Below are 14,768 nucleotides of genomic sequence, written 5' to 3' on the forward strand. Positions count from 1 at the left end.
GCCGGCCGCGCAAGGCGTGCTGGCAGCCGTGCAGACCCTGCGTGAGATGAACGCCGACAACCTGCGCAAGGTGCCGGCCGATGCACCCACGGCCTTCATCAAGCCGCGCTGGAAGCCGCTGGTGATCACCCCGGAAGGCCTCGACCGGAAATTCTACGAAATCTGCGCCCTGTCCGAGCTGAAGAACGCCCTGCGCTCCGGCGACATCTGGGTCAAGGGCTCGCGGCAGTTCCGCGACTTCGACGACTACCTGCTGCCGGCCGAGAAGTTCGCCGCACTCAAGCGCGAGCAGGCCCTGCCCCTGGCGATCAACCCGAACAGCGACCAGTACCTGGAAGAGCGTTTGCAGCTGCTGGACGAGCAGTTGGCCACCGTCACCCGCCTGGCCAAGGACAACGAGCTGCCCGATGCCATCCTCACCGAGTCAGGGCTGAAAATCACCCCGCTGGATGCGGCGGTGCCGGATCGGGCGCAGGCGCTGATCGACCAAACCAGCCAGTTACTGCCGCGCATCAAGATCACCGAACTGCTGATGGACGTGGACGACTGGACGGGCTTCAGCCGCCACTTCACCCACTTGAAGGACGGGGCCGAGGCCAAAGACAGGACGTTGCTGCTGTCCGCAATCCTCGGTGATGCGATCAACCTCGGGCTGACCAAGATGGCCGAGTCGAGCCCCGGCCTGACCTACGCCAAGCTGTCCTGGCTGCAAGCCTGGCACATCCGCGACGAAACCTATTCGGCGGCCTTGGCCGAGCTGGTCAACCACCAGTATCGCCACGCCTTTGCCGCCCACTGGGGCGACGGCACGACCTCATCCTCCGATGGCCAGCGCTTCCGCGCGGGTGGCCGGGGCGAGAGCACCGGGCACGTCAACCCGAAGTACGGTAGCGAGCCGGGACGGCTGTTCTATACCCATATCTCCGACCAGTACGCGCCGTTCAGCACCCGCGTGGTGAATGTCGGCGTCCGCGATTCCACCTATGTGCTCGACGGCCTGCTGTACCACGAGTCCGACCTGCGGATCGAGGAGCACTACACCGACACGGCCGGCTTCACCGATCACGTCTTTGCCCTGATGCACCTGCTAGGCTTCCGCTTCGCGCCGCGCATCCGCGACCTCGGCGAAACCAAGCTGTACGTGCCGCAGGGCGTGCAAGCCTACCCGACGTTGCGCCCGCTGATCGGCGGCACCCTGAACATCAAGCACGTGCGTGCCCACTGGGACGACATCCTGCGCCTGGCCAGCTCGATCAAGCAGGGCACCGTCACCGCCTCGCTGATGCTGCGCAAGCTCGGCAGCTACCCGCGCCAGAACGGACTGGCCGTGGCCCTGCGCGAGCTGGGCCGGATCGAGCGCACGCTGTTCATCCTGGACTGGCTGCAAAGTGTTGAACTGCGCCGCCGCGTGCATGCCGGCCTGAACAAAGGTGAGGCGCGCAACTCGCTGGCCAGGGCGGTGTTCTTCAACCGCCTTGGGGAAATCAGGGATCGGAGCTTCGAGCAGCAGCGCTACCGGGCCAGCGGCCTCAACCTGGTGACGGCGGCTATCGTGCTGTGGAACACGGTGTACCTGGAACGCGCCACCCAGGGGTTGGTCGAGGCCGGCAAGCCGGTGGACGGCGAGCTGCTGCAATTCCTGTCGCCGCTGGGCTGGGAGCACATCAACCTAACCGGCGATTACGTCTGGCGGCAGAGCCGCAGACTGGAAGACGGGAAGTTTCGGCCCTTACGGATGCCCGGAAAACCTTAGCGTACGATTTTTTCCGAATTCTGCGGGCTCCCCTAGCGGCGCAATCCCCGACTCCATCCCCAAGGCGCCAGCTGGGAGACATCGGCCTGACAATGAGGGCAACCGCTGCATGCCGGTAACTGGGTATTGAGCGAGGTAATGGCTTGTGGCGCCGTGAGCTGCTGCTGGGCAACACGACGCTGGCGCTGGGTAAGCTGTGGAAAGAGGGATAACAGGTGTTGAAAGGCAGGGGTATCCATGATGGTAGACCTCAAGGTGATGGCCTACTTCAAGATTAGCCTTTCAACACGTAATTGGGACAGCGTCAAAAGAAACCGTTCTGGCGAGACAACTATAAATGTGCTCATGTTGAGCCGTGGCCCAAAAGTGTAAAGTTTTCCTTTCCACACCGTGGGAAACCTAACAAAATAATTGACAATAATAATGAAAATGTCATTATCATGTTGAAATATATTGATTATATTTAGAATTGCCTCTTATCAGGTGACGCTAACCGTTCTAAGAACAGAATATTGAAAAGGCCCTGATAACTCAGGGTCTTTTTTTATGCACTCAGGCTGAACCTCTCAGCCCGAAAGGGATATAACGCTTTTTGGTTGCCTCCCCTACAGTGATGGATATCCTCCACAGGAGCGCTTTGTGAAAAGTGCAATGAAACTGCTCACCCCTTTATTGCTAATGCTGACCAGCTTGCTCTCCGGCCAATTGCAGGCAAAGCCACTCAAGGTCGGGGTCAGCTTTGCCATCCCCCCTTATGTCATCGAAAGTAATCAGCGTGGCATTGAGCTGGATCTGCTGAAAGAGGCGTTCGCTGGCAGCGGCTATGAGCCCAACTTTGAATTTCTGCCGCTGGAGCGTACCTTCCGCCTGTTCGAGTCAGGAAAGCTGGATGCCATCATCAACGTCAGACCCGGTATGGTTGATCCTCACGTTCTGACCCAGCCCGTTATCACCTTCCATAACCGGATCTTCACCCTGCGCAGCACCCACATCAGCACTCTGGACGATCTGCATTCAAAACGGGTCACCGCCTTTCAACGGGCAAGGATCATTCTGGGGGGCGCGTTCGCCACCATGGCCAACCAGAATCCCCACTATGAGGAGGTAGCCAAGCAGCAGGTGCAGGTACATCAGCTAATGCGCGGCAGGGTGGATGCAGTCGTACTGGAGGAGCGGGTGTTCTACTACTACCTCGACCAGCTGATCGCCACCGCCCAGGCAGGCGAGCACTACGAGCGCAATCAGGTCAGGCAAGCAGACCTCTTCCCGCCCACCGTCTATCACTTTGCCTTCCGAACGGCCGATGCACGCAATCTGTTTGATAAGCGCCTTGAGGCGATGCGTCAGGATGGTCGTTATCACCAGATTTTCGCGGCTTACGGCGCCACACCGTGAGCCACAAACATAAAAGCCAGCCGGTAAGGGCTGGCTTTGTACTGGCTCCGAAGGAACAGCAGTAGGGGAGCGTTACTTCATTGCGCTGCCGTTTTTCAGTTCTGCTTTCTGACGTTTGGCTTCGCGTTTCTCTTTCAGTGACATCTGCGGTTTTTTCTTGGCATCTTTGCCGTTGTGATGTTCTTTGTTACTCATCATCAAACTCCAAAAATGTTACCCAGACAGTTGGTTCCTCATGGGAGCCAGCATGCCATCCGAATCATCAACTTCAGTACGCTTGGTGGGATGGTGCAAGACCATCACCAGACTCAGCATACCCTCCAGCGGCATCCGGATCCAGCCTCATTCTCGTCCAAAAGATGTCGCGCGCAGCCCCTTGAGCGGGGAGGCCAAACGACCTCGACAGGAAAGACCAAAAAAGAGTAATTCGCATTATTAAATGTTGTCACGCTTATATTAAGCCATCGTTATCTGGATATTTTCACGGATAAATATAAATCCCTCTCATTATTTATTGCCGCGCAAGAGGCCACCATTTTAATAAGCATTCGCAATATCACCGGAAACATCAGGTTACAACACCGAATAGGTTATTTCCGGTCAGCCGGATATAATGCGCGCCGCACCGAAATATCCGTTTTTATTCAGGAAGCTGTACATGAACAGAAAAACCAGAGCCGCCATGGTGTCGGTCTGCTCCAATATCAGTCTGATCATCATGAAAATGGTGGCCGGTTTCGCCAGCGGCTCAGTCAGTATCATCTCGGAGGCGATCCACTCCGCCATGGATCTGGTGGCGGCCCTGATCGCCCTGTTCGCGGTGAAAAAGTCCGATCTCCCACCCGATGAACGCCACCCCTATGGTCACGACAAGATTGAAAATGTCTCCGGCGTCATCGAAGCACTGCTTATCTTGCTGGCCGCGGGCTGGATCATCTTCGAAGCCGTCGACAAGCTGATCACCCCCAGCCCGATTGAAAGCATTGGCTGGGGCGTGCTGGTGATGGTGATCTCGGCGCTGGTCAACAGCGGCGTCTCTACCTACCTCTACAAGGTGGCCCGAGAGGAGGAGTCAGTCGCCCTGGCGGCCGATGCGCTCCATCTCAAGGCGGATGTGCTCACCTCCGCCGGGGTCGCCGTCGGTCTTGGCGGGATCTGGCTGGCCGGTCTGTTCGGCCATTCACTCGCCATCCTCGACCCGCTGGTCGCCATTGCGGTCGCCATCTTTATTGTCAGAGAGGCGATCAGCATGCTCAACGAGGCCTTCCAGCCGCTGATCGACCAGAGCATGAGCCCGGAAGAGCTGGCGATGACCAGCCGCATCATCACCGAATGCTGCCCTGCCGCCAGCGGTTTTCACGATCTGCGCAGCCGTCGTGCCGGTCGTCGTCGCCATATCGACTTCCATCTCACCCTGCCCCCGGAGATGAGCATCGGCGAAGCCCACGATATCTGTGATCGCATCGAACACGCCATCATGGCGCAACTGCCCCACGCCATCGTGCTGATCCACGTCGAGCCGGAGGAGCAAGAGCTGCCCTCACCGCTCGCCATAAATTGAAATGTGGCAAACAGGCGGGAAAGTGGCAACGAAATAACGGAAAGTTGGCACAAACCCGCATTTTTACTGCCGGAAAGCCGATTGCATAAGAAGTGATCGGCACAACTGTGTTAGGGTGTCTAACCACCCTGCCGCAGGAGCGCGCCGTGAAAAAGCTGGAAATGAAAGATCTGACCGAGGCCGAAAAAGCCGAGATAGCCTTGTTATTGCAAAAGGCACAAGCCAATGCAGACCACCAGCTGACCAACGGAGAGCGGAACAAGATCCGCGAAGAGGGTCGCCTGAAAATTGTAGCCGACCGCGCCGAAGCGGCCAAGGCAGCCTCCAAGCTGGCTCGCGAGAAAGCCAAAGAGCGCGCCAAGAACCAGGTACTGCCGGAAACCTTCAGCTGGATTGATTCGGTCAGCAACAAGTTTCGCAGCAAGCGCTGATCCCCTCTTGCAAAACGCCCGCTGGCACTTGTGCCTGCGGGCGTTTGCATGTCTGGGCGATGCTCGATGAGCCAAATTTGGCGCCGCCATTGATTTGCAGCTCAGAAGCTAATCGCAGCAGCAAAGAAGTGATTTACATTGCGCGTTAGAGAAAACGCCAACTGACAATCCCCATCTATCGCCAGCTTTTCATTTTTTCTCATATTTTTTGCCAGAACTGGCTACATAGTCAGGACAAAAAAGCCGAATCCGGCTTGCTACAGGGTGATATGAGTCTGCACTGATTTTTCTATGCCGTTGAAATGCATCATGTTTACTATAAAAAATGATATTTTTAGTTGTTACAAAACATTAATATCGAGATAAAGTTTGCTTTAAAAATGAGAGCGTGTTTTAATCTTTCTCGATGGTTCGGCAGTTCAGACCTGATTATGTTAGGCAGTCATTTTAGTAAAGCAGTGATTAGCATAAGCGTTATCCTCGGATAATTCTTATCAAATAATTCTCCTTCTTTAGTGCTCCCCATACGTATTGCTGACGAAAAATCAAAAATTGCCATTTAGGTGGTATTCAACACTATTTAAGGAAATTATTATGTCTAACAAAATGACTGGTACCGTTAAGTTCTTCAACGCTGAGAAAGGTTTTGGTTTCATCTCCCCGGCTGACGGCAGCAAAGACGTGTTCGTACACTTCTCCGCTATCCAGTCCACCAGCTTCAAAACCCTGGACGAAGGTCAGCGCGTTGAGTTCACCATCGAGCAAGGCCAGAAAGGCCCGGCTGCTGCCAACGTAGTTGGTCTGTAATTCAAGCCGGAGCGTGCTGCTGATGGCTTATGCCAACTGCTGACAGCTCTGCAAGAATTTAAAAAAACCCGCTTCGGCGGGTTTTTTGTTTTTCCCCGCTTTTTCCTCACTGATCTCCCCTCCCCCAACCGCTTGATCCCTGCCTTACACGCTCTCACCACTTGAGTCTTACAATGAGCTCCGAATGGACTCAAAATGTAAAATAGTGACGAAAAAGTCAGGTTATCCGCTGTATTTGCCGCGAATTCTTGCTATTTTGCGCGCCACCAACGCAAACGATTTCCTTCACACTTTCAGGATTAGTTATGGCAAAGCAAGATATGGCCGCCCAAACAGGGACTGGCGGCTTTCTGGACTCTTATTTTTCCATTTCTGCGCGCGGCAGCAGCGTGCGTCAGGAGCTGGTCGCGGGGCTGACCACCTTCCTGGCGATGGTCTACAGCATCATAGTGGTGCCGAACATGCTGGGTGCCGCTGGCTTTGAGCAGGGCCCGGTGTTTGTGGCCACCTGCTTGATCGCTGCCTTCGGCTCCCTGCTGATGGGGCTGTGGGCCAAACTGCCGATGGCTATCGGTTGCGCCATCTCCCTCACCGCCTTTACCGCCTTCAGTCTGGTGCTGGGTCAGGGGCTGAGCATTCCGGTCGCGCTGGGCGCCATCTTCCTGATGGGTGTGCTGTTTACCCTGATCAGTGTCACCGGCGTGCGCCAGTGGATCCTGGATAACCTCCCCTCCGGCATCGCTCACGGCACCGGCATCGGTATCGGTCTGTTCCTGCTGCTGATTGCCACCAACGGTGTTGGCATGGTGATCAAGAACGAAGGGGCCGGTCTGCCGGTTCAGCTGGGTGAAGTGACCGCCTTCCCGGTCATCATGACGGTGCTGGGTCTGGCCGCCATCTTCGGTCTGGAGCGTCGCAAGGTGCCGGGCGGCATCCTGATGGTGATTATCGCTATCTCCATCCTCGGCCTTATCTTCGACCCGAAAGTGACCTGGCAGGGCTTCTTCGCCATGCCGAGCCTGACCGGTGAGAAAGGCTCACTGGTGGGCAGCATGGATCTGCTGGGCGCCCTCAACCCGGTGGTGATTCCGACCGTACTGGCACTGGTGATGACCGCCGTGTTTGACGCCACCGGTACCATCCGTGCCGTGGCCGGTCAGGCTGGCCTCATCAACGAACGTGGCCACATCATCAGCGGCGGCAAGGCCCTGACTGCCGACTCCGTCAGCAGCATGGTGGCAGGTGCCGTTGGTGGTGCTCCGGCTGCCGTCTACATCGAATCCGCCGCAGGCACCGCGGCCGGAGGCAAGACCGGTCTGACCGCTGCACTGGTCGGTGTACTGTTCCTGCTGATGATCTTCCTCTCCCCGCTCAGCTATCTGGTACCGGCTTACGCCACCGCACCGGCGCTGATGTATGTCGGTCTGCTGATGCTGGGCAACGTCACCAAGCTGGACTTCAGCGACTCGGTCGATGCCCTCTCCGGCATGCTGTGCGCCGTCTTTATCGTGCTCACCTGCAACATCGTGACCGGCATCATGCTGGGCTTCGTGGCGCTGGTCGTTGGCCGCATCTTCGCTGCCGAGTGGAAGAAGCTGAACGTCGGCACCGTCATCATCGCCCTGGCGCTGGTGGTCTTCTACGCCGGTGGCTGGGCCATCTAACCCGTCCGCATATTCCGGTTATAGCGAAGGGCCCTGCGGGGCCCTTTTTCATGGCTGTGAGTCAGCTAACAGTTTCCCACCCGTTTGCCCCGCACCGTTTCAGATTGAAACACCTATCCCTCTTCTGCTGTTTCAAATCCGAACCAAAACGCCCGTCATTTTTATCCATTTTTCTGTCGTTAGACTGGCTCCATCAACCATTTGCCCACCCGTGCGGTGGCAAGCCAAGGAGTGAGCCATGAAGAAACTGATCAATGCCGTCGATGCCGTGGTCCGTGAACAACTGATGGGGATGGCAGCCGCCCACCCCGAGCTCAAGGTACGTATCGAACCCCACTACATCACTCGCGCCGACTCCCCCGTGATGGGCAAGGTGGCGCTGGTCTCTGGCGGTGGCAGCGGCCACGAGCCGATGCACGGCGGTCTGGTGGGCAAAGGGATGCTGGATGGCGCCTGCCCCGGCGAGATTTTTACCTCCCCGACGCCGGATCAGATGTACGAGTGCGGTCAGGCCGTTGATGGCGGCGCGGGCGTGCTGTTTCTGGTGAAGAACTACACCGGCGACATACTCAACTTCGAGACCGCGGTCGAGCTGCTGCACGGCGATGGTGTAAAAGTGGGCTTCGCCCTGATCGATGATGACGTGGCGGTCAAAGACAGCCTCTATACCGCAGGTCGCCGTGGCGTAGCCACGACCGTGCTGTGCGAGAAGCTGGTCGGTGCCGCCGCCGAGGCGGGCTACGATCTGGCGCGCTGCGAGGCGCTGGCCCGTCGTATCAACAACCAGAGCCGTACCATAGGCGTGGCCATGCATGCCTGCACCGTGCCGGCCGCTGGCAAGCCCTCCTTCACTCTGGCGGACAACGAGCTGGAGTTCGGCGTCGGCATCCACGGCGAACCGGGCATCGAACGTCGCCCCTTCACCGACCTCAATACCCTGGTGGACGACATGTTCAGCGAGCTGGCTGACAACACCCCCTATGGCCGCACCCTGCGCCACTGGGATCGCACCAGCGGCAGCTGGCAGGAGGAGCACACCTTTATCGAGCCGCTCAACAAAGGCGATCGGGTTATCGCGCTGGTCAACAGCCTCGGCGGCACCCCCATCTCCGAGCTCTATGGCGTCTATGGTTGCCTCGCCACCCTGTGCGAGGAAGCGGGCATCCATCTGGTGCGCAACCTCATTGGCCCCTACTGCACCTCCCTCGACATGACCGGCATCTCCATCACATTGCTCAAGGTGGATGATGAGCTGATGACCCTGTGGGATGCCCCCGTTCACACCCCCGCCCTGCGTCGCGGCTGCTAAGGAGTGCCGATAGCCATGCTAAGCAAACACCAAATCGTCAACTGGCTGCTCGACTGCGAACACATCTTTACCGAGCAGCGTGACTACCTCACCGCGCTGGATACCGATATCGGCGACGGCGACCACGGCCTCAACATGCAGCGCGGCTTTGCCAAGGTGGCCGAGAAGCTGCCCGCAGTGGCAGACAAGGATATCGGGCAGGTACTGAAAACCACCGGCATGACATTGCTCTCCTCGGTCGGCGGCGCCAGCGGCCCACTTTACGGCACCTTCTTTATCCGGGCCGCGGCCAGCAGCGATGCCTGCCAGAGCCTGAGCCTCAGCCAGCTGTGCAAAATGCTGAGCGACGGGGTCGAGGGGATCGTCTCCCGTGGCCGTGCCGAGCCGGGCGACAAGACCATGTGCGATGCCTGGTGGCCGGCACTGGCTGCCCTGCAACAGGCGCAGCAGCAAGAGCTGCCCCTCAACGATGCGCTGGACAAGGCAGTGGCAGCCGCAGCAGCCGGTACCGAGGCGACCATCCAGATGCAGGCCCGCAAGGGGCGCGCCAGCTATCTTGGCGAACGCAGCATCGGCCATCAGGATGCCGGGGCCACCTCGACCCTGCTGCTGCTGACCGCCCTGCGTGACAGAGCGAGGTTGTGACATGATCGGAATCGTAGTTGTCTCTCACAGCGCCCAGCTGGCGGCCGGATTGAAAGCGCTGGCCGACCAGCTCGGCAGCCCGGCCAAATTGCTGCTGGCGGCCGGGGTCGATGACCCCGACCACCCCATCGGTACCGATGCCATCGCGGTGATGAGTGCGATTGAAGAAGCGGATGACGGCAGCGGTGTGCTGGTGCTGATGGACTTGGGCAGCGCTCTGCTGAGCGCCGAGACCGCCCTCGAACTGCTGCCCCCGGAGCTGAGCGCCCGGGTGCGGCTCTGCCCGGCCCCGCTGGTCGAAGGTACTCTGGCCGCCGTGGTGGCGGCCGGTTCCGGCCTGACGCTGGATGAGGTGGCCGCCGAAGCGCTCGGCGCGCTGGGCCCGAAACAGGCGATGCTGCCTGCCAGCCCAGCGCAAGCCGCCACCGAGACAGCCCCCGTTGCCGACGACGGCTGGCTGCGCTGTGAGGTGGTGGTGGATAACCCCCACGGCCTGCATGTGCGCCCCGCCGCCCGGCTGGTGGCCGCCCTCAAGCCCTTTGCCGCTGAACTCAAGCTGCAAAAGGGGGATAAAGAGGCCAATCCCCGCAGCCTGACCCGGCTCGCCATGCTCAACGTGCGTCAGGGCGACCAGCTCACCCTGCTGGCGCGCGGCGAGGATGCCAATGCCGCCCTGGCCTGCTTCCAGCAGCTGGCCGACGAGCGCTTCGGCGACTGACGCCACTGTTTCAAGGGGCTGCACTCGCTCGCTGAGCCTGTGCAGCTTCATTCAAGACGAAGGAGTCCCCGGCACAGCCGCCCCTTCGCCCCGATTCTTAATTAGTAAAGAGAGAGGGATAGAATATGGACCGCATTATCATCAGCCCCAGCAAATACGTGCAAGGCAACGGGGCCCTCGCCAATATCGGCAACTACGTCAAAGCGCTCGGCAGCAAGCCACTCATTCTGGCCGACGCCTTCGTCACCAAGCTGGTAGGCGATACCGTGGCCACCAGCTTCCACGGCGCCGGTATCAAGCCGGAGTTCGACTGCTTCAACGGCGAGTGCTCCCGCCCCGAGATCGACCGCCTGCTGGCCCGCTGCCAGCAGACCCCGTTTGACGTCATCATCGGCATCGGCGGCGGCAAAACGCTGGATACCGCCAAGTCGGTCGCCTTCTACCAGAAGGTGCCGGTGGTCATAGTGCCGACCATCGCCTCCACCGATGCCCCCACCAGCGCGCTGGCGGTCATCTACACCCCGGAGGGGCAGTTCAGCGAATACCTGATGATCCCGACCAACCCCAACATGGTCATCATGGATACCGGCGTGGTCTCCCGCGCTCCGGTGCGGCTGCTGGTCTCCGGCATGGGGGATGCGCTCTCCACCTACTTCGAGGCGCGCGCCAACAAGGTCTCCGGTTGCCAAACCATGGCTGGTGGAGCTTCTACGCTGGCGGCGCAGGCCATCGCCGAGCTCTGCTACAAGACCCTGCTGGCCGATGGCTACAAGGCCAAGCTGGCGGTGGAACAGGGGCTCTGCACCAAGGCGGTGGAGAACATCATCGAGGCCAACACCTACCTGAGCGGTATCGGCTTCGAGAGCAGCGGGCTGGCCGCCGCCCACGCCATCCACAACGGCCTGACCCAGCTCGCCGAGTGTCACCACCTCTACCACGGCGAGAAAGTGGCGTTCGGTACGCTGGTGCAGCTGGTGCTGGAGAATGCGCCGATGGCGGAGATCGAGACGGTGCTGGGTTTCTGCCGCTCGGTGGGCCTGCCGACCAACCTGCATATGATGGGGGTCAAGGAGCTGGATATGGCGCGCCTGATGGAGGTGGCCAAAGCCTCCACCGCCGAGGGCGAAACCATCCACAATATGCCGTTCAAGGTCACCGCCGAGGATGTGCTGGCGGCCATCGTCACCGCCCACCAGCTGGGGCTGTAACCGCGCCAAGGCTGACCTTGCCATATAACACGGCCCCGCAACTGCGGGGCCGTTTCGTTTTCTGCGGGCCGGTTCGCAACGGCTCGCCGTCAGCCGTGATAGTCGGCGGGATCGATCTCGAGCAGCTTCAGCCGCCGCCAGAGGGTGGTGCGGCTGATGCCAAGATGCTGGGCCATCTGGCTCACCTGCCCCTTGCAGGCGTGAGCGCAGCGCAAGATGGCTTGCCGCTCCAGCTCCGCCAGCGTGAGCAGCGGTTGCCCCACCACCTCGTCGGCCACCCGCAGATAACCGTGCCGAATGGCGGCGGGCAGCGCCTCGGGCGGGATCGGCCCCTGACCGGCATGAAGCAGCGCATGCTCAACGGCGCTGCGCAGCTCCCCCAGATTGCCGGGCCAGGGATAGGCGAGCAGACAATCGAGGGCAGCCGGACTGAACTGGCGTACCGGCTCGCGCCCCTGCGCCCCTAGCTGCTGGCTGATCAGGCCCGGCAGATCCGCCGCGCGATCCCGCAGCCCCGGCAGCCACAGCTCGCACGCCTGCAAGGCATAGAGCAGCTGGCGGCCAAACAGCCCCTCCTGCACCAGCTGCTCCAGCGGGGCACTGCTGGTGGCGATGATCCGCACCTTGAGTGGCAGAATGCGGGCCGAATCGAAGCGCTGGATGCGGCCGGTCTTGAGCAGTTGCAGCAGTGCCGCCTGCATGGGGGCAGAGAGACACTCCACCTGCTCCAGCACTAGCGTGCCACCGTGGGCCAGCTCGAACTTGCCCGCCCGCTCCTGCCCCGCCTCGTCGGAGCCCATCAGCTCCAGCGCCATCCGCTCGCTCGGCAGCGCCTTGCAGTTGAGGGTAATGAGCGGCCCGGCGGCCCGCTCACTGCCAAAGTGGATCGCCTCCGCCAGCTGGGCCTTGCCCACCTCCTCCTCGCCGCGCAGCAGGATCGGCCCCTGACTCTGGGCCGCCTGCCGGGCATAGCGCAGCAGCTTGCGCATGGCGCTCGATTCGCCCACCAGCGCCGAGAGCTCGGGCACCGTCTGGCGCAGCTGATGAATGGCCCGCAGCCGATCGACCGGGTGCAACAAGGCAATAAAGCTGACCCCCTCCGGCCCCGGCAACGGCTTGAGGCTCACCAGCGCATTGATGAACTCCCCCTCCTGAGCGCCAAGCCGCTCCAGCGTCACCTCCACATGGCTGAGCGGCGTCTGCCCCCTGATGGCCAGCTGCAACCGCTGGGGTAGCAGCAGGTGCTGCTCCAGCGGCTGGCCGAGACAGAGCGCCGGATCGAGCCGCAGTCGGTTGGCCGCCAGCGCATTGAGGTAGCGCAACCGACCCTGCGGATCCCAGGCCAGCACGCCGTCATCCATGCCATCGAGCAGGGCGTAAAGCTCGCTCAAGTGGTGCTGGGACTCCTGCATCAGGGTCTCCATCTGCAGCAGATGGGCCAGCTCGCGTCCGGCGCTGACGGTGAGCGCCAGATCGCCAGCGCTCGCCTCCTCCACCTTGCAGATCAAAGCGATGATGGCGACCTGACGGCCATTGCTGTTGTAGACCGGACTGGCGCAGCTGTGCCACGGATGGAGGGTCTGGTTGAAGTGCTGGGGGCCGCTGACGCAGAGCGGCACTCCCTCCAGCGCCGCCAGATTGATGGCATTGGTGCCGATGCGCCCCTCGCTGAAAAAGGCGCCGGGGCCAAACCCCAGCGCCGCCAGCTCGCGCAGAGTGTCGGGATGACCGGTTTGAGCCAGCAGGCAGCCGCTCTCGTCGGTGAGCAGCAGGGCGCAGGGGCGCCCCTCCATAAATTCGTAGAGATCTTCGAGGGCCATCTCGCCGGTGGTGAGCAGGTCGCGCTTGCGCTGGCGCAGGCTCTGCAAGGTCTGTCCCTTGGCGCTGTGGGGCGGATGCCAGAAGGTGGCACTGGTCTGGTGGGCGCAACGCAGCCAGGATGCCTGCAGATAGTCAGGCCCAGCGAGCAGCGGCTGAAGGTCAGATGGCATGGTCACAGCAATATCCGGCAAGATGTGAGCCGACCATTTAACCACTCTTGCTTGCCCGATTCAGTGACCTGCCTCAGAGGGTGGCAAGCCCGCCCTCATCCCGGTCGGGTTCGCCGTCGGCAAATTGCTGGCCGAGCCAGTGCCAGAAGGCGCGGCACTCCTTCGATTTTTTGATATATCGCCACGATCACACTACTGACTTGTTTATGAAAAGGAGGCCGAATGACACTTTCCATTGCCTCCCCTAAAGAGGACCATCAAGCATGCTTTCAGCACCAGCGACTTGATGATAAGATTATGATTTAAAATTGATTTTTCGTGGCATGGCATCGGGGATATGCGGTGTTATATGGAACGGTCTATTACCTGATTCGTACCGCCTTCTATCTAATCACGGTTAGGCTTTTCGTCATGAACCAGAACCAGCAAGCACCAATCCCACTAGGCGAACTATTGCTACAGGTGGCAAAGACTTTTCAAGAGGTAGCACCTCAAATTCACGCTTCACTTCGCGAAGCCCAAGAGTTATTCGCAAGCTTCTTAGAGCAGAACTCTGAGTTTTTCGAGCACTTTGAACGCTTTCTAAAAGAGCTTCAATACCTTCCTGAACGGCAGCGTGAAGCATGGGTAACTGCAGCTGAACGCGGTTGGTATATGAATGCAACAACACCAGCTTCTATGAGGCGTGCCGTACTTGACAGCAAAGACGCTCTTGACTGCTACATGGTTGAGCATCTGGAGAAAGACTGGACTGCTATAACCGAAAGTATTCTTTCTGCTCACCCTGAGCGTCGCGAAATTCTTGAGTGTGCGTTTCAGTTGCATACTGAAGGCCGATATATTGCTGCTATTCCTCTCATGCTTGCTCAAGCTGATGGTATATGTGCCCAAGCGTTAGGAGCACATCTCTTTACAGATCACGAGAAACGCGACGCCAAGCTGACGGAGATGGGATCCAACACCGATTCATTCATCGGCATTTTGCTTTCAGTCCTCGGCCTCAAAACCCAATTTTCGGCTGGTATTAACAAATACTCAGCACCGAAAAAAGCCTTGGCCCCAAACAGAAATGGCATTCTTCATGGCTCTCATCGGCACCTCGACTATGGAACCAAAACAAACAGCCTTAAGACCTTCTCACTTCTTGCGTTCATTACATTTATTCTGGCCAGAGCAACCACACGAAAAATCACACTAGTCATCGAAAAAGAGACCTAAGTCATACGTGGATTAAGTCCGTAGGTTCGATTAGCCGTCAGGCGTAATCGGACGTTCGCGTAAATCAA

At 59.4% G+C, this 14,768-nt stretch carries 12 protein-coding genes and 2 pseudogenes; 11 read left to right on the forward strand and 3 right to left on the reverse strand.

The genetic code is table 11. The features are described from left to right. Positions 1-1,753 (forward strand): annotated as a pseudogene (locus AB5Y67_RS16190) (Tn3-like element TnAs1 family transposase); the annotation flags it as partial. Between the two features lie 35 nt (positions 1,754-1,788). Here AB5Y67_RS16190 and AB5Y67_RS16195 read toward each other — a convergent pair. Then, positions 1,789-1,992 (reverse strand): annotated as a pseudogene (locus AB5Y67_RS16195) (IS1595 family transposase); the annotation flags it as partial. Positions 1,993-2,404: 412 nt separating this feature from the next. On the opposite strand from AB5Y67_RS16195, the gene AB5Y67_RS16200 reads away from it, so the two are divergent. Continuing rightward, on the forward strand, positions 2,405-3,148 hold the full coding sequence (locus AB5Y67_RS16200) for an ABC transporter substrate-binding protein (RefSeq protein WP_199428633.1): 744 nt from the start codon (positions 2,405-2,407) through the stop codon (positions 3,146-3,148). A 72-nt stretch (positions 3,149-3,220) separates the two neighbouring features. On the opposite strand, the gene AB5Y67_RS16205 is transcribed toward AB5Y67_RS16200, so the two are convergent. Then, positions 3,221-3,346, reverse strand: coding sequence for a hypothetical protein (locus AB5Y67_RS16205; protein ID WP_019445191.1), 126 nt, complete (start codon positions 3,344-3,346; stop codon positions 3,221-3,223). A gap of 460 nt (positions 3,347-3,806) precedes the next feature. Here AB5Y67_RS16205 and AB5Y67_RS16210 point away from each other — a divergent pair, with 460 nt between their 5' ends. The 8 genes from AB5Y67_RS16210 to AB5Y67_RS16245 all read left to right on the forward strand — a co-directional run bounded on the left by AB5Y67_RS16210 (position 3,807) and on the right by AB5Y67_RS16245 (position 11,491). Further along, positions 3,807-4,709 carry a cation diffusion facilitator family transporter gene (locus AB5Y67_RS16210; protein ID WP_199427853.1) on the forward strand — a complete coding sequence of 301 codons (903 nt, stop codon included), beginning with the start codon at positions 3,807-3,809 and terminating at the stop codon, positions 4,707-4,709. Positions 4,710-4,855: 146 nt separating this feature from the next. After that, positions 4,856-5,140 (forward strand): DUF3811 domain-containing protein, encoded by a 285-nt coding sequence (gene yjbD / locus AB5Y67_RS16215; RefSeq protein WP_005340165.1) that lies wholly within the window; start codon positions 4,856-4,858, stop codon positions 5,138-5,140. A gap of 594 nt (positions 5,141-5,734) precedes the next feature. Beyond that, positions 5,735-5,947, forward strand: coding sequence for an RNA chaperone/antiterminator CspA (gene cspA, locus AB5Y67_RS16220; protein ID WP_005316548.1), 213 nt, complete (start codon positions 5,735-5,737; stop codon positions 5,945-5,947). Positions 5,948-6,252: 305 nt separating this feature from the next. Then, entirely contained in the window at positions 6,253-7,611 is a 1,359-nt protein-coding gene (locus AB5Y67_RS16225) for an NCS2 family permease (protein WP_005355011.1), read from the forward strand. Between the two features lie 238 nt (positions 7,612-7,849). Further along, a complete protein-coding gene (gene dhaK / locus AB5Y67_RS16230) occupies positions 7,850-8,920 on the forward strand; it encodes a dihydroxyacetone kinase subunit DhaK (RefSeq protein ID WP_199427852.1) in 1,071 nt (356 codons plus the stop codon). A gap of 15 nt (positions 8,921-8,935) precedes the next feature. Further along, positions 8,936-9,565 (forward strand): dihydroxyacetone kinase subunit DhaL, encoded by a 630-nt coding sequence (gene dhaL, locus AB5Y67_RS16235; RefSeq protein ID WP_128815089.1) that lies wholly within the window; start codon positions 8,936-8,938, stop codon positions 9,563-9,565. 1 nt (position 9,566) lies between these two features. After that, positions 9,567-10,283: a dihydroxyacetone kinase phosphoryl donor subunit DhaM gene (gene dhaM / locus AB5Y67_RS16240; protein WP_199427851.1), complete on the forward strand. Its 717-nt coding sequence runs from the start codon at positions 9,567-9,569 to the stop codon at positions 10,281-10,283. Positions 10,284-10,408: 125 nt separating this feature from the next. Beyond that, the gene (locus AB5Y67_RS16245) at positions 10,409-11,491 is read left to right on the forward strand and encodes a glycerol dehydrogenase (RefSeq protein ID WP_042032199.1); all 1,083 of its coding nucleotides are present in this window, start codon (positions 10,409-10,411) and stop codon (positions 11,489-11,491) included. 89 nt (positions 11,492-11,580) lie between these two features. On the opposite strand, the gene dhaR is transcribed toward AB5Y67_RS16245, so the two are convergent. Further along, positions 11,581-13,482 carry a dihydroxyacetone kinase operon transcriptional regulator DhaR gene (dhaR, locus tag AB5Y67_RS16250; RefSeq protein ID WP_199427850.1) on the reverse strand — a complete coding sequence of 634 codons (1,902 nt, stop codon included), beginning with the start codon at positions 13,480-13,482 and terminating at the stop codon, positions 11,581-11,583. Positions 13,483-13,893: 411 nt separating this feature from the next. Here dhaR and AB5Y67_RS16255 point away from each other — a divergent pair, with 411 nt between their 5' ends. Then, entirely contained in the window at positions 13,894-14,700 is an 807-nt protein-coding gene (locus AB5Y67_RS16255; RefSeq protein WP_199427849.1) for a hypothetical protein, read from the forward strand. The last annotated feature ends 68 nt before the right edge of the window (positions 14,701-14,768 follow it).

The sequence above is a fragment of the Aeromonas sp. s12 genome (genome assembly GCF_040907925.1).
Classification (GTDB): Bacteria; Pseudomonadota; Gammaproteobacteria; order Enterobacterales; family Aeromonadaceae; genus Aeromonas; species Aeromonas veronii.

Excerpts from the sequence above, each read along its gene's own strand:
- AB5Y67_RS16200 (WP_199428633.1), top strand. The coding sequence starts at position 2,405 with ATGAAACTGCTCACCCCTTTATTGCTAATGCTGACCAGCTTGCTCTCC.
- AB5Y67_RS16205 (WP_019445191.1), bottom strand. The coding sequence starts at position 3,346 with ATGATGAGTAACAAAGAACATCACAACGGCAAAGATGCCAAGAAAAAA.
- AB5Y67_RS16210 (WP_199427853.1), top strand. The coding sequence starts at position 3,807 with ATGAACAGAAAAACCAGAGCCGCCATGGTGTCGGTCTGCTCCAATATC.
- cspA (WP_005316548.1), top strand. The coding sequence starts at position 5,735 with ATGTCTAACAAAATGACTGGTACCGTTAAGTTCTTCAACGCTGAGAAA.
- AB5Y67_RS16225 (WP_005355011.1), top strand. The coding sequence starts at position 6,253 with ATGGCAAAGCAAGATATGGCCGCCCAAACAGGGACTGGCGGCTTTCTG.
- dhaK (WP_199427852.1), top strand. The coding sequence starts at position 7,850 with ATGAAGAAACTGATCAATGCCGTCGATGCCGTGGTCCGTGAACAACTG.
- dhaL (WP_128815089.1), top strand. The coding sequence starts at position 8,936 with ATGCTAAGCAAACACCAAATCGTCAACTGGCTGCTCGACTGCGAACAC.
- dhaM (WP_199427851.1), top strand. The coding sequence starts at position 9,567 with ATGATCGGAATCGTAGTTGTCTCTCACAGCGCCCAGCTGGCGGCCGGA.
- AB5Y67_RS16245 (WP_042032199.1), top strand. The coding sequence starts at position 10,409 with ATGGACCGCATTATCATCAGCCCCAGCAAATACGTGCAAGGCAACGGG.
- dhaR (WP_199427850.1), bottom strand. The coding sequence starts at position 13,482 with ATGCCATCTGACCTTCAGCCGCTGCTCGCTGGGCCTGACTATCTGCAG.
- AB5Y67_RS16255 (WP_199427849.1), top strand. The coding sequence starts at position 13,894 with ATGAACCAGAACCAGCAAGCACCAATCCCACTAGGCGAACTATTGCTA.